This is a genomic window from Hymenobacter sp. BT559 (assembly GCF_016427535.1).
In the GTDB taxonomy this organism is placed as follows: domain Bacteria; phylum Bacteroidota; class Bacteroidia; order Cytophagales; family Hymenobacteraceae; genus Hymenobacter.
Map to the genome: position 1 here is coordinate 767,708 of NZ_JAELXV010000001.1, position 14,845 is coordinate 782,552.

9 protein-coding genes and 1 riboswitch are annotated in these 14,845 nt (G+C 61.8%); of the genes, 4 read left to right on the forward strand and 5 right to left on the reverse strand.

The genetic code is table 11. The annotated features are described in order from the left end of the window. Position 1: 1 nt before the first annotated feature. Both JAO77_RS03180 and JAO77_RS03185 read right to left on the reverse strand, forming a co-directional pair. Positions 2-1,039, reverse strand: coding sequence for an FAD binding domain-containing protein (locus tag JAO77_RS03180; protein WP_198988828.1), 1,038 nt, complete (start codon positions 1,037-1,039; stop codon positions 2-4). Positions 1,040-1,058: 19 nt separating this feature from the next. Then, complete coding sequence (locus JAO77_RS03185; RefSeq protein ID WP_198988829.1) at positions 1,059-1,646, reverse strand: (2Fe-2S)-binding protein; 588 nt, start codon at positions 1,644-1,646, stop codon at positions 1,059-1,061. A gap of 382 nt (positions 1,647-2,028) precedes the next feature. Then, a riboswitch (SAM riboswitch) is annotated at positions 2,029-2,148 on the forward strand. 146 nt (positions 2,149-2,294) lie between these two features. Between JAO77_RS03185 and JAO77_RS03190 the strand changes: the two genes are divergently transcribed. From JAO77_RS03190 to JAO77_RS03205, 4 genes are all read left to right on the forward strand, one after another. Beyond that, positions 2,295-3,494: a trans-sulfuration enzyme family protein gene (locus tag JAO77_RS03190; protein WP_198988832.1), complete on the forward strand. Its 1,200-nt coding sequence runs from the start codon at positions 2,295-2,297 to the stop codon at positions 3,492-3,494. A 134-nt stretch (positions 3,495-3,628) separates the two neighbouring features. Next, the gene (locus JAO77_RS03195) at positions 3,629-4,873 is read left to right on the forward strand and encodes a homoserine dehydrogenase (RefSeq protein ID WP_198988833.1); all 1,245 of its coding nucleotides are present in this window, start codon (positions 3,629-3,631) and stop codon (positions 4,871-4,873) included. A 155-nt stretch (positions 4,874-5,028) separates the two neighbouring features. After that, positions 5,029-6,060: a Gfo/Idh/MocA family oxidoreductase gene (locus JAO77_RS03200; RefSeq protein WP_198988834.1), complete on the forward strand. Its 1,032-nt coding sequence runs from the start codon at positions 5,029-5,031 to the stop codon at positions 6,058-6,060. Between the two features lie 141 nt (positions 6,061-6,201). Then, positions 6,202-7,932 carry a Na+/H+ antiporter gene (locus tag JAO77_RS03205; RefSeq protein WP_198988836.1) on the forward strand — a complete coding sequence of 577 codons (1,731 nt, stop codon included), beginning with the start codon at positions 6,202-6,204 and terminating at the stop codon, positions 7,930-7,932. A gap of 68 nt (positions 7,933-8,000) precedes the next feature. On the opposite strand, the gene JAO77_RS03210 is transcribed toward JAO77_RS03205, so the two are convergent. The 3 genes from JAO77_RS03210 to JAO77_RS03220 form a co-directional block, all read right to left on the reverse strand. Continuing rightward, positions 8,001-8,642, reverse strand: coding sequence for a response regulator (locus JAO77_RS03210; RefSeq protein ID WP_198988838.1), 642 nt, complete (start codon positions 8,640-8,642; stop codon positions 8,001-8,003). After that, positions 8,620-14,163, reverse strand: a complete 5,544-nt coding sequence (locus JAO77_RS03215) for a PAS domain-containing protein (RefSeq protein ID WP_198988845.1) — start codon at positions 14,161-14,163, stop codon at positions 8,620-8,622. The genes JAO77_RS03210 and JAO77_RS03215 overlap by 23 nt, the downstream gene beginning before the upstream one ends. A gap of 318 nt (positions 14,164-14,481) precedes the next feature. Then, positions 14,482-14,835: a hypothetical protein gene (locus JAO77_RS03220; RefSeq protein WP_198988847.1), complete on the reverse strand. Its 354-nt coding sequence runs from the start codon at positions 14,833-14,835 to the stop codon at positions 14,482-14,484. Between the last annotated feature and the right edge of the window lie 10 nt (positions 14,836-14,845).

The following is a 14,845-nucleotide window of genomic DNA, read 5'->3' on the forward strand; positions in this document are numbered from 1 at the left end:
CTTACGGATTAGAATTTAAAAACACGTTCGGGTTTACTACCTGGCTCATCTCGGTGGCTTGCTTGAGCGCCCGCACAATGGCGCGTTTGCCCAGCTCAATCTTAAATGAGTTGTGCAGCGAGCCTTCGCCGTAGCCCTTGGCCTCGGCAAACACCTTAGCGGCCACTTGGCGGAACAAGTCGGGCGAGGCCGTTTGGCCTTCCAGCATCTTCTCGGCCTCCTGGTCGCGCCAGGGCTTGTGAGCCACACCACCCAGGGCGAAACGCGCTTTCTCGATGGTGTTGCCGTTCATCTTCAGCCCCACGGCCACACTCACCAGCGCAAACGCGTAGCTGCTGCGGTCGCGCAGCTTGAGGTAAGTGAAGTGGTCGGCGTATCCTTCTTCGGGCAGGTCGATGGCCGTTACCAGCTCACCCGGCTTCAGGGTATTATCCTTCTCGGGGTGGTCGCCGGGCAGGCGGTGGTAGTCGTCGAACTTGATGGTCCGCTCGCCGTCAGGTCCTTGTACCCGCACCACAGCTTCTAGGGCTGCCAGCGCCACGCACATGTCGCTGGGCTGAGTGGCAATGCAGCTTTCGCTGGTGCCCAGCACGCCGCACACGCGGTTGGGGCCGGTAAGGGCCGAGCATCCTGTTCCTGGTTCCCGCTTGTTGCAAGGCGTGGCCAGGTCGTAGAAATAATAGCAGCGGGTGCGCTGGTTGAGGTTGCCGCCGTTGGTGGCTACGTTGCGCAGTTGCGGGGTGGCCCCAGCCAAAATGGTCTGGCTCAGCAGCGGGTAGCGCTTTTCTACCTCGGGGTGCCAGGCCGTGTCGGCGTTGGTAGCCAGTGCGCCCAAGCGCAGGCCGCCGTCGGGCAGGCTACTGATGTCGGTGAGCGGCAGCAAGCCTAGGCTGGTGAGGTGAGTCGGCCGCTCGAGGTTGTACTTCATCAAGTCCACGAGGTTGGTGCCGCCGCCTAGGTAGGCTGCGCCGTCGTGGCTGGTGAGGTCGCGCACGGCCTCGTCGGCGGCCGTAGCTTGGGTAAGGGTGAAGCTATTCATAAGGAGCTAAGGCTAAGAGTTATTCGACCGAGCTGGCTTTGGTAGACGCGACCGGAACGGTGATGAGCACGCCGTTATCGACCACTACGTCGCCGTCGTGTAGCACTTCCATCACGGCCGACAAGATGTTGGTGTAAGCACCACAGCGGCAGAGGTTACCGCTCATGTGCTCGCGCACCTCGTCTTCGGTCTTGCAACGGCCCTCGTTGATGAGGCCCTGCGCCGAGCAAATCTGGCCCGGCGTGCAGTAGCCGCACTGAAACGCATCGTGGTCTACAAATGCCTGCTGCAGCGGCGAGAGGTTTTCTTCAGTACCTAGGCCCTCAATGGTCTGAATTTTCTTGCCTTGGTACACCGTAGCCAGGGCCAGGCAGGAGTTAATGCGCTTGCCATCAACGAGTACAGTGCAGGCGCCGCACTGGCCGTGGTCGCAGCCTTTTTTGGTGCCGGTCAGGTCCATGTACTCGCGCAGGGCGTCGAGCAGGCTGGTCCAGGGCGCAATCTGGATGGTGTGGTCTTCACCGTTGACGTTGAGCGTCACGGCCTGGGCCGGCACCACGTGCGGCGTGGCTTTGTCCAGGGGCTCTTGAATGAATTGGAGACTCATAAGGCAGTAGGGTAGGAGAGATGAAGCGAATAGCCACCTAGGGCGACTAGCTGTGTAATTATTCTACGCTACGGTTTAGCTTGAGCTTTTGATGTTTTTATTGCGTCTAAATAAGGGGGTTAGCCCAGCGCTTGCACAGCGTACTGCGTTGATAGCTAGGCGGTGGTTTAAGCCTTTGGTGGTCTACAAGAGTGCCGAATTATATGATAAAATAGCCAGAGGCATTAGCAGTAATAAAGCGTTGTATGCTAATGAATATAGCGCGCTGTTTCAGCAGTGAGGTAGAGGTCACCTGCTGGGGGTAGTAAAAAATATTTTTTCGCCAACGCTTGCATTTTCAAAATTTACGCTTCTACCTTTGTGGCATGCTCCTTTACCGGGGCACTTATCAAGAAAGGCGGAGGGACAGGCCCTGTGATGCCTTAGCAACCAGCAGTAATGTGAAGGTGCTAATTCCTGTTCTGAGACGCAGCTTCGGCTATGTTTCGGAAGAAGATAAGTCTACAAGATGCCTTGCCGCGGCCGCGGTGTACGCTCTTCTGACTTGTCGGAAGGGCTTTTTTTACGCCTTTCCGGTAAGAGATTCTTGACTAGGTGCTTGGGAAATAGGGGTTTACTGTTCCAATCAAACAATAAACTTCTCTTGCCATGTCTGTTGCAACCCGCCTCCTCCACTCCATTCCCGTTGACGAGCAAACCGGCGCCATCGCCGTGCCCATCTACCAGACTTCTACCTATGTGCAGGAAGCTCCTGGTGTCAACAAAGGCTTCGACTACGCCCGCACCGGCAACCCCACTCGCCTGGCCCTCGAAAACCTGGTAGCCACCCTCGAAGGCGGCCACGCGGCCTACGCTTTCGCCAGCGGCCTCGCCGCTATTGATGCGGTAGTAAAGCTGCTGTCGGCTGGTGACCAGATAGTTGCTATCGACGATATCTATGGTGGTGCCTTCCGCTTGTTTGAGCACGTGTACCGCCGCCTAGGTATCGACATCGTGTACTGCGACACCACCAACGCCGAGAACGTCGCCAAAACCATTACCGACAAAACCAAGCTCATCTGGCTGGAATCGCCTTCCAACCCCACGCTGAAGGTGTCGGACATTGCCGCTATTTCCGCTATCGCGAAGGCGCACAACTGTTTACTCTGCGTCGATAACACGTTTGCTTCGCCCATCTTGCAGCGCCCCATCGAGCTGGGTGCCGACCTAGTGGTGCACAGCGGCACCAAGTACCTAGGGGGCCACTCGGACCTCATCGCGGGTATCGCTGTGGCCAAGACCGAAGAGCTAGCTAAAGAGCTGAAATTCATTCAGAATGCTTCGGGTGGCATCCTGGGGCCGTTCGATTGCTTCCTCACTATTCGTGGCATCGAGACGCTGCCGCTGCGCATCGAGCGCACCAGCACGTCGGCCCTCGAAGTGGCTAAATTCCTGGAAACGCGCCCCGAAGTGGCCCGCGTGTACTACCCCGGCCTCGAAAGCCACCCCAACCACGAGGTAGCTAAGAAGCAGCAATCGGGCGGCTTTGGCGGTATCATCGCCCTGGCCCTCACCGAGGATACCATAGAAGCCGCTACCAAGCTGGTGACTTCGACCAAGTACTTCAAGCTGGCTGAAAGCCTAGGCGGCGCGAAGAGCCTGCTCTGCCACCCTGCCACCATGACCCACAAGTCGATTCCGGCTCCCACCCGCCAAGCTTCGGGCGTGGCTGATGGCTTGGTGCGCTTAAGCATCGGTCTCGAAGATGCCGAAGACCTCATCGCTGACCTAGCACAGGCGCTTGACCAGCTGGCCGCCACCAAAGAAGAGCACGTGGTGACGAAAGAGGGAGAGTTGGTAGTAGCTTAATTAATAACGTGTTCTAAAATAGAAAGCGATTGTCATGCTGAGCTTGCGAAGCATCTTATCACGCAAGGACCTAACCTGATAAGATGCTTCGCAAACTCAGCATGACAATCGCTTTTTAGCGATTAGCTAGTAAGATGACCCGTACTAATATTACCATCGGTCTGTTCGGCTTTGGCGTGGTGGGCCAAGGTTTGCATGCGGTGCTAGAGCGCACGCCCGGTTTGCGCGCCCGCATCGGCCGCATTGCGGTGAAGGACCGCAACAAAGCCCGCACGCTGCCCGCCGAGCTGTTTACTTTCGACAAGCAAGACCTGCTCGACGACCCGAATTTAGACGTAATCGTGGAGCTGATTGACAACGCCGATGAGGCGTATGTCATTGTAAAGCAAGCGTTGCTGAACGGCAAAGCGGTGGTGACGGCCAATAAGAAAATGCTGGCCGAGCACCTGCCCGAGCTTATCGAACTGCAAAAAACCACAGGCGTGCCGCTGCTCTACGAAGCAGCCGCGTGCGCGAGTATTCCCGTCATTCGCAACCTAGAAGAGTACTACGATACCGACCTGCTCGACTCGGTAGAAGGCATCGTTAATGGCTCGACCAACTACATCCTGACGGCCATGAACCGCGATGGGCAGTCTTATGGCGACGCGCTAGCCAAGGCCCAAAAGCTGGGCTTTGCGGAAAGCAACTCCGCGCTTGATGTAGAGGGCCTCGACGCTCGCAACAAGCTAGTGCTGCTGCTAGCCCACGCCTTTGGGCTGGTGGCCGGGCCCGAAGACTTGCTGGCCGTGGGCATCGACCGCATCAGTCCGCTGGCTACAGCCTATGCCCGCGAGCAGGGCTTGGCCATCAAGCTGGTAGCTGAGGCGCGGCGGCTGCCCGAGGGCGGTATTGCGGCGGCGGTGCTGCCGACGCTGGTGGCCCCCAGCCACGAGCTGAGCAACGTGCACGACGAATTTAATGGCCTTGTAACGCAGAGCGGCTTTGCCGACCGGCAGTTCTTCCTAGGTCGTGGCGCGGGGGCATTTCCCACGGCGTCGGCGGTACTGTCCGACTTGTCGGCGCTCACCTATGGCTACCGCTACGAGTACAAGAAGATTCAGCAAAACGCGCATCTGAACCTAGCGCCCGATGCGGCCGAAGTAGATGTGCTCGTGACGTTTATCGACGAAGCCAATGCTCCTGACGAAGCCGACTTTGCAGTGGTGCACGAGCAGTTTCGTTCGGCGCAACGGGGCAGCTACCTCACCGGCACTATTGGGCTGGGGCAGTTGGCGCGGGCGGCGTGGCTGCGCCAGCCGGGTGTGTGCGTGGTGCGCTTGGCTGTGCCGCTGCGGGCATCCGTAAGTGTGCCAGAGCTGGCCGAGGCCGAAGCGTAAGCGCAAAGTTGCGCGAAGTAAAAAACAGGTTTCGCTAGAGAAAGCGCATGACCTTACTGCTTTGAGGGAGGCAGCTTCGCGAAGTAAAAAGAGGTTTCGCAAGGTGGCTGGTTCTACCTTGCGAAACCTCTTGCCTTTATGAACCCTTGCGCGCTATGACGCTCTCCACCGATTCTGCACCTATCAAAACCGGCCTGCTGGCTTACGGCATGTCGGGCAAAATATTTCACGCGCCGTTTCTGACCCAGCACCCCAGCTTCGACCTGCAAGCGGTAGTGCAGCGCCACGAGCAGCGGATGCAGGCCGATTACCCGCATATAAAAAGCTACGGCAGCGTAGACGAGCTGCTAGCCGACACAGCCCTAGAGCTGGTGATAGTGAACACGCCTAGCTTTACGCACGCCGACCTGGCCCGCCAAGCGCTGCTGGCTGGCAAGCACGTGCTGCTCGAAAAGCCAGTGGCCACCACCGCGGCCGAACTGCGCGAGCTGCAAGCGCTGGCCCAGCAGCAGGGCCGCCAGCTGCTAGCTTACCAAAACCGCCGCTGGGACACTGACTTTAGCAGCGTGCGCGACGTGGTGAAAAGCGGGCAGCTCGGCCAGCTCATTGAGGTGCATTTCCGCTACGACCGCTTCAAGCCGGCGCTCAATCCTAAGAAGTTCAAGGAAGAGGCGGGTGTGCCGGGCTCGGGCCTGCTCTTTGACCTGGGGCCGCACCTGGTTGACCAAGCCATTAGCTTGTTTGGCCCGCCGCTGCGGGTAGAGAAGGCGCAGGGGGCGTACCGGGCGCACTCGCTGGTTGATGATTTTTTCAGCTTGCACCTGCACTACCCGGCCGGCCTGCACGTGTACCTGACCTCGAGCCTGCTGGTGGCCGACCCTGGCCCGGCCTTTGTGCTGCACGGCACCCTAGGTAGCTACCGCAAGGACCGCACCGACCCGCAGGAAGCCCAGCTGCAAGCCGGCCTGCAACCTACCGACCCCGGCTACGGCCAGGAGCAGCCCAGCCAGGAAGGTCGCCTCACGGTGCTTGGGCCCGATGGCGCGCTCACCACTACGCCCGTGGCCGCCGGGCCCGGCAGCTACGCCGGACTGTTTGAGGCCGTGTACCAGGCCATTCGGCGCGGCCAGCCCTACCCAATTACGGATGCCGAGCTGGAGGCGCAGCTGCGGATACTGGAAGAATAAGCGCCACCTAGGGAAGGCCGTGGGGCGCTAGCGGAGATAGGCGATTGGCGCTGGGTACCGTATAGAGTAGTTTGCTCGCCGCGGGTGGGCACCCCTGGGCTGGCCATGGCGCCGGCCTAGGGCTACTTCTATACTGGCCTTATGGAGCACCTTTCCATCATCATTTTCCTCATGGCCCTGCTGGTCGGGCTGTCGGCGGTGGCCCCCAAGCTCAAGCTACCTTACCCGGTACTCTTGGTGTTGGCGGGGGGCTTGCTGGCGCTTATTCCGGGCCTGCCGCCCCTGAAGCTAGAGCCCGACCTGGTGTTCTTCATCTTCTTGCCGCCGCTGCTCTACGAGGCTAGCTATAATACCTCGTGGCGCGAGTTTGTGGCCAACCGGCGGCCGATTTTGCTGCTGGCGGTGGGGCTAGTTTTGCTCACCACCACGGTTATTGCGGCGCTGGCGCATTATTTTATTCCGGGTTTTACCTGGGGCATGGGCTTCGTGCTCGGCGCCATCATTTCGCCGCCCGATGCGGTGGCTGCCACCAGCGTCACCAAGGGGCTAGGGCTGCCGCGCCGCATCACGAGCATCTTGGAGGGCGAAAGCCTGGTGAACGATGCCTCGGCGCTCATTGCCTACCGCTACGCCGTGGCGGCGGTGGTGAGTGGCACCTTCGGGCTCTGGGATGCCAGCTGGCACTTTGGGCTGGTGGCTGGCGGCGGCGTGGCCGTGGGCGCCGTGGTGGGCTACGTCATGGTGCGTGTGCAAAAACTGCTCACCGACGCCACCCAGATTACGGCTCTTACGCTGCTGCTGCCCTTTGGGGTGTACCTAGGGGCCGAGCACCTGGGGGTGTCGGGGGTGCTGGCGGTGGTGGCGATGGGCCTGATGATGAGCCGCCGCTCGCACGACATCTACGACAAGCAAACCCGCTTGCTCAAGCACAGCTTCTGGAACGTGTTTGGCTTCTTGCTCAATGGACTGGTTTTCATCTTGATTGGTTTGCAGCTGCGTACCATTTTGGAAGGTATCGGTTCGAGCGCTTTCTGGCCGGTGCTGGGCTATGGGCTGCTGGTAAGCGTGGTGGCCATTGCCATTCGGTTGGGCTGGGTGTTTCCGGTGTCCTTCCTCGGCGAATGGCTAGGGCGCTGGCTGGGCCGCGAGGAGGAGCGGTCGCCCCGGCGCAATCTCTTTATCACGTCGTGGGCCGGCATGCGGGGCGTGGTGTCGTTGGCTACGGCCCTAGGTCTGCCGTTTGTGGTGCGCGGCGGGCAGCCGTTTCCGCAGCGCAACACCATGCTGTTCATTACGTTCGTGGTCATTCTGGTTACGCTGGTGGTGCAGGGCCTGAGTTTGCCCTGGCTGGTGCGCCGGCTGGGGGTGCAGGAGTCGCCGCACCAACGGGCGGCCGAAGAGCAGCAGCTCCGCCTGACGCTCACCAACGAATCGCTCCGCTACCTAGAAAGCCTTATCGCCACCGACTCGGACCCCAACCTGCTGACCTTGCGCGAAATTCAGCGCCGCCAGGCGCGGCGCTTGCACGGCGCTTTTGCCGCCAACGAGGCCACCGACCTCGATGCCCCGGCCGAAGCCGAGTCGGCCGCCGCTACCGAATTTGAAAAGCTGCTGCGCGCCCGCCTCACCATGACCGACTACCAGCGCCAGCTGCTGGTAAAGCTGCATCGCGAAGGCGCATTCAGTGAAGAGGCCATCCGGCAGGTCGAGCTAGAGCTAGACCGCTTCGAGATTGCGCTCGACACCCAGCTCGCCACGGTGCAGCAGCCCGAAACAGCCGAAGAAACCACCGCAGCCCTAGAGCCAGACCAGGCCGCCAGCCGGTTTCCGGGCCCTGAGAGCCGGCCCCCCAGGCTGGATGAGCACAGTTAGAGCAATATGCATTGTACTGGCCGCGGCGACCAACTGGCCCTAGGTAGCTGCCGCAGAGCAAGGCTGGCTTAGGTCAGCCAGCCCTGGCTGACGGCCGCCTTCACCAGCGCGGCGGTGTTCTTAGCCCCGGTTTTTTCCATGATACTCTGGCGGTGGGTTTCTACGGTGCGTGGGCTCGAAAAGAACTTTTCGGCAATTTGGGCCGTGGTTAGGCCGTCGGCCACTAGCTGCAAAATCTCCTGTTCGCGGGCCGAGAGGCCACTCATGGGCTTGGCAGGCGGCTCGGGTACGCCAACCAAGAATTTGTCCAACACACTCAGCCCAAGCTCGGAGCATAGAAAGCGCCGGCCGGCCGCTACGGCCCGCACGCCCACCAGCATTTCGTCGTGACTGGCGTTTTTGAGGATGTAGCCTGAGGCGCCAGCCGCCAGCACCTGCCCAATGGCCCGCTCATTATCTACCATCGACAGCACCAGGGTTTTAACATCGGGGAACTCGACCCGTAGCCGCTGGGTGGTGGCCAGCCCATCGAGCTCGGGCATGTGCAGGTCGAGCAGCACTACGTCGCAGGGGGTGGTGGGCAGCTGGGCAAGCAGCTGGATGCCGTTGTCGGCTTCGCCCACCACTTGCATAGAAGCCTCTTGCTGAAAGAGGGCGCGGAGGCCGTAGCGCAGCACGGCGTGGTCATCAACTAGGAAAAGGCGTATCATGGGTAGGGATAGAAGTAAGAGGAATCCGAATGCGTACATAGGCCCCGCCAGTGGGCACTAGGCCAAGCTGCAACTGGCCGCCGAGCAAGGCCACGCGGTCGCGAATGCTGCGCAGGCCCAGGCCGGGGCTAGTGGCCGCCGCTGGGGCAAAGCCGGGGCCGTTGTCTTCGGCTCGTAGCAGCACCCAGCCGGGCATGGTTTCGAGCTCTAGGCTGGCATCGGTGGCCCCTAGGGCATGCTTGGCAATGTTCTGGGCCAGCTCCTGGGCTATGCGGTAAAGTGCCATTTGCAGCGAGGCCGGGAGCGGGGCTGCCTCGCCATCAAGCGCCACCTGGCAGCGCAGCCGCAGCTGCGGGCTGCTCATCTTGCGGCAGATGTCTTGCACGGCGGCCGCTATGCCAAACTCTTTAAGCGTCATGGGTACTAGCTCGTGCGAGAGGGCCCGCGTCTGGCGGATGGCCTCGCTCAGCAACTGGTCGGCTTCTTGGCGGGCAGCCGCTAGGGCGGGGGTGGTGCCCAGCAGCGGCGCGTGCAGCCGGCCGAGGTGTAGCTTGGTGGCATACAAAAGCTGGCCGATGCCGTTGTGCAAGCCTTCGGCGATGCGCTTGCGCTCGGCTTCCTGCGCGGCTTGCACGGCCTCGAACAGGGCCTGCTGCTGCCCTAGGCGCAGGCGCAGGTTGTCGGCCTCTAGGCGCTGTAGCTCGCTGAGGTCGAGGTCTACGCCCAGCACTCGCACCAGCTGGCCCGCCTCGTCGTGCAATGCTACCGCCTTTATATGCACCGTTTTTACCTGCTCGTGCACCTGCAGGCGCAGGGTTTCTTCAAAGCCTTCTCCGGTGGCCAGGCGGTGCACCAGCTGCCGGGCCCTAGGTCGGTCTTCGTCCAGCACGGCGTCGAGGTAGAGGCTTGGGGTTACGGCGGTGCCCACGGGCAAGCCAAAGAGGTGGTACATGCCGTCGGACCAGCGCATGGTGCTGGTGGCTAGGTCGTAGTCCCAACTGCCTAGGCCTGCCACCGCCTCGGCCTGCTCTAGCAAGCGCAGGTTTTTGAGGCGCTCCTGCTCGGCAGTTTTGCGCTCGGTGATGTCGAGGTTGGTGGCTACTAGGCCGTCGCCCAGCTTCACAAACTGGCACGTAAACCACTGGTTAAAGCCTTCCTGGTCGTAGAAGTAATCCATGCCCTGGGGCTCGCCGGTAGCCAAGGTTTGCAGCATCAGGTCGAAGATGCCCGCCTGCCGGATGCCGGGGTACTCGGCCGCGTAGAGCTTGCCTACCAGGTCGGGGCGCCCGGTTTCGCGCTCCAGCTCTTTGTTGACCAGACCTAGGCGGAAATCCTGTATCTGCCCGGCCTCGTCGCGCACGGCGTAGAGCACCGACATGGAAATGAGGCTGGTGTCGAACACCGACTGCAGCAGGTCGCGGCTTTCCTGGAGCTGCTGGGTACGCTCGGCCACCTGCTGCTCTAGTTGCTGGCGGTAGTGCTCTTCGGTCTGGCGCCGGTGTAGCTCGGCTTGCTTACGGGCCTGGATGTCAGTGGCGGCCCCAAACCAGGCAGTAATCTCGCCCTGCTCGTTCCGAACGGGCCGAGCCTGTACCTGAAACCAGTGGTACTCGCCCTGGGCCGAGCGGATACGGTGTTCCTGGTGCAGAAACTGACCATTGGCCACGGCCGCTTGGTAGCGGCGCGCCGATTCGGCCTGGTCGTCGGGATGGATGGCATTCGTCCAGCCGTGGTCGGCGGCGTCTTCAGGCGTCTGTCCGGTGTACTCGTACCACTGCTGGTTATACCAAGTTGTGTCGCTAGCAGTGGTACTGCGCCAGAGCAAGTCGGGCACCAGGTTGGCTACCGTCCGAAACTGCTCCTCACTCGCCCGCAGCGCTTCTTCGGCCCGCTTGCGCACCGTGATGTCGTAGCTGACGACCAGCACAGAGCCCACCTGGCCCGCGGCGTCGAGCAGCGGCACCCCCCGCGAGATGTACGTGTGGCCGTGGGCCTCGTGCTCTAGCGAGAAGCCCTGCCCGGCCAGGGCCAGCCGGTAGTGTCGCTCGTGCTCGGCCGCTAGGCTAGGGGGCAGGGCTTCGCCTAGGGTGAGCCCGAGCAGACTGGCCGGGTTGAGGCCGGCTGTGTACAGTGCCTCGCCCTCGGCCAGCTGGTAGCGCAGGTCGGGGCCCACTATAAAGACGGCCGCGCCCGGCAGGTTGGTCACCAGGGCTTGTAGGCGCTCTTCGCTCGCCCGTAAGGCTTCCTCGGCGCGGGCGCGCTCCAGCCGCAGCCAAATGCGGCCCACCAACTCGCGCATCAGGTCCAGCTCGTCGGCCGTCCAGGTGCGGGGGCTGGCCACCAGCAGGCTGAAGTGGAAGCGCCAGTGGCCGTGGCGCAGCAGCGGCACCCCCACAAACGCGCCCACCCCTAGGGCCCCGTAGCGCGCGCCATCTACCCGCTCGTCGTGCGCGGTGTCGCCCACTACGGCGAGCCGGCCGGCGCGGAGGAGCTGCGCAAACTCCGGCGAAAAGTAGTCGCTGGTGGTGTACGCGCCCCGCATATCCGGCAGCCCAGGCTGGTGCCACTCGTGGCTGATGCGGCCCTCCTGCCCATCCTCGCTGATTTCGGCGAAAATGACGCGGTCCACGTCGAAGTGCGCTCCTAGCCGTGCTCCGAGCTGGGCCATCGTCGTGTCGATGTTGGTTAGCTGCGCCAGGTCCTGGCTCACCTCGGCTAGCAGGCCAAGGTTGCTTTCGCGCCGCTTGCGCTCGGTAATATCATTAAATACGACGGCGACTAATAGGCTGCCCGCGCCGCCCACGCGCGAATACTGCGCCGTAAACCAGCGCTTAGTGTCGGCATTGTAGCCCTCCACCCGCTCGGAGGTACCTGTTTGCTGCACGCGCGTCAGGCTGCTAAGCCACAGCGGCTCGATGCGCGGGAAAACCTCGCTGGCTCGCTGGCCTAGGGAGAGGGCAACCCCCGCGTGCTGTTCAAAGGCCGCGTTTACCTCCCGGTAGATGATATCCGCAGCCTGTCCGCGCTCGTCGAAGACGAGCTCCATCACGCAAAAGCCTTCGTCTATGGTTTCGAATAGCGTGCGGTACTTGGCTTCCGAGGCGGCCAGGGTTGCCTCGGCGCGGGCGCGCGCTACGGCGGCCCAGGTGCGCTCGGCCGTTTCCCGTAGCAAGGCAATTTCACCAGGCGTCCAGCGGCGGGGCTTGCCCTGGTGCACCACTAGGTTGGCTACCCAGCGCCCGCCTTTCAGGAGTGGGTGGGTGACAAAGGCCGTGGAGCCGATGGTCTGGTAGTTAAATTTCTCCTCCTCAGTCAGCTCAGCTTCGGCGGCCACGTCCTCCACAATCAGGGGCTCGCCGTAGCGAGCCCGCTCGATGATGGGGCCGTAGTCCGAGAGCGGAAACGAGCCCGTAAAGGCCGGAAATCGCCCGCTTAGGTAATTGTCCGTTACCACCACCGTTTCGCCGTCGGGCGTAATCTCCGCATACATCGCACGGTCGAGTCCAAAGTATTCGCCCAGCACGCGGGTGGCGGTGCGCTGAATTTCCCGCGCGTCGGCAAGCGGGCGCAGCGCGTCGGTGAGCTGTAACAGAAACTGCTGGTGCTGCTCGGCCTGCTTGCGGGCGGTGATGTCGTCGTAGAACACCCCGAACAAGTCGGCCCCGCTAACCGGCGTCACGTAGAATACATACCAGCGGTCGGTGTCCGCGACGTAGTGTTCGAAGCGTTCTGGCTGTTTGGCTTGCAGCACGCGCTCGGCCACGGCCAACCAGTCGGCATAAAAGGTCGGGAAGAGCGTACTGGCTAACTGACCCACGGCGTGGGCGCGGTCGAGGCCGGTTTGTTGCTCAAAAGCGGGATTTAGTTCGAGGTAGCGGGCATCTACCGCGCGGCCGTGCGCATCGCGGACCAGCTGAATCAACGCAAAGCCTTCGGCCATCGCGTCGAACAGAATGCGGTACTTGTCTTCGGCTTGCTGGGCTAGCTCATCCTTGAGCTGCAAGATTTCCTGCTGGGCCTGCTTGCGCTCGGTGATTTCGCCGGTGGTCATCACGAAGCCATCCCGCATCCGAACCAGCGTTTGGTCAAACCAGGCCTCAAATTGCTCGTGGGCATAATACTGCTCGTGCTCAATCGGAACCCCGGTTTCTACTACTTGCACAAACAGGTCGAACAAGCCCGTTTCTACGACTCCTGGGTTTTCTTGCAGGAGGCTTTTGCCCGCCATGGGGCCCCCATATCGTTCTAGCCAGACCCGGTTGGTTAGAATCCAGGTAAAATCGACAATCTTCCCGCTGGCATCCCGCACGGCCTCAAAGGCCTGCACCACGTAGTGGGAGCTGTCTAGGGTAGCCTGCAGCAGCTCTTTCGTCTCACGCAGCTCCTGCTCGGCTTGTTTGCGCTGGCTAATGTCGTGGGTGGTGGTCGTGACGCCGTCGCCCAGCTTCACAGTAGACTGATAAAACCAGCCGTCGAACTGCTCGTGCACGTAGTGATGCTCGCGCTGGTCGGGCACGCCCGTTTCGAGCACCTGCCGGAAGGCGTCGAAAATGCCTTCCTCCACCACGCCGGGGTTCAGCTGGCGCAGGCGCTGGCCAATGACGTCGCCGTAGTATTGCTCGGCGGCGGCGTTGTTCAGCACCCAGGCAAAATCCACCACTGCGCCCTGCTCGTCGCGCACGGCCTCAAACACCTGCACCATATCTAGCGAGCTATCGATGGTAGCGCGCAGCAGCGCGCGGCTCTCGTGCAGCGCCTGCTCAGCTTGCACGCGCTCGGTAATGTCCTGCACCAGGCCGCGAAGCTGCCTGGCGTTGCCAACTGCGTCGGTGCGCACCTCACCGTGGGCTTCGAGGGTGCGCCACTGGCCATCGGCGCGCCGGATACGGCGGCGGTAGGTGTAGGGCTGCCGGGTGCGCACGGCCTCGTCAAGCACCTGCCGCACCAGGGCCGCATCGTCGGGATGCGAGCGGGCCTCAATAAAAGCTAGCGTGGGCACAAAGGCCTGTGGCTCCTCCCCAAACAGCCGGTACATGCCGTCGGAGAAGTAGAAACTACCGTTGGTCAGGTCAACCTCGTAGGAGCCGGTGTGGGCCACGGCCTCCATATCGAGCAGCAGCTGGCTGTTGCGCTGCCGGTCGGCCTCGGCCTGGTGGCGGTCCGTCACATCCTCCCAGAATAGCCAGTGCTGCCCGGCCGGCGCCGGACCTAGGCGCAGGCTAAGCCAGCGCTGCGAGTAAGCCAGCCATACTTCGCGCGGTATGGCCGCGTCAGCAGCATCCAAGAGCTGCTGTATCGTGGCCCCTAGGGCCAGCGGGAGCGGCGCTTCGGCCAAGGGCTGGCCCAGCAAGGTATCAGGTGCCACGCCGCACCAGCTGGCCGCCTGCTGGTTGATGCGCTGAATAGTGCGTTGCGCATCGAGTACCAGTACTCCCCAGGGCAGCGCGTCTAGCAGCGCAGCTGTAGCAGCTAAAGGGGGCGGCGACGAAAAGTCGGGTTCCGTAGAAGGGGGCAGGTCCATACCAGGCAAGCGGCTAAAGAGACTCCGCAAGCCAATTCTACGAAGGTTTTGCTGCCCAGATTAAGGGGCTCTGTAGCAAGCAGAACAGTAGCAGCAGGAGGCCTATATGCTGCAGCGCTTCCTAAAAACAGAGGCCTAGTATCCCTAACTAACTAACTAACTAACTAACTAACTAACTAACTAACTAACTAACTAACTAACTAACTAACTAACTAACTAACTCGCTTGGCCGCTGTGGTGGCTAGAACAGCCCACAGGGGCTATTCACCCCTAGCAAGTATCCCATAAAATACCTGCATTGCTATTGGTGCGACTGGCCTAGCGGTGGGCGGTGAGGTACGCCAGCGTTTGGTAAGAAGCGGCGTTCTCTTGCAGCGCCAGCAGCTGTTGCTGCGCCTCGGGGCTGAGCACGGGACCCAGGCTCAAGGCCAGCTGCTCGGGCGCCAGGCGCTTGGCCGCGTGGCCATGCAAGGTGCGCTGCACCGCCACCGCCTGCCTAGGCGTGAGGCGCAGCGTGGCGGCAAGGTAGCGCGTGAGCGGGCGCGCCGTGGGCCGGCCAAACAGGCAAAAGCCCCGCGGAACCAAGCGCGTAGGAGCAAGCGCGTGCGCCGGGGCCGGGCGCGTAGCCAGCATAGTGAGCAACAGCGCGACAGCAAGCGTAACAGATTTCATACTAAAGCAG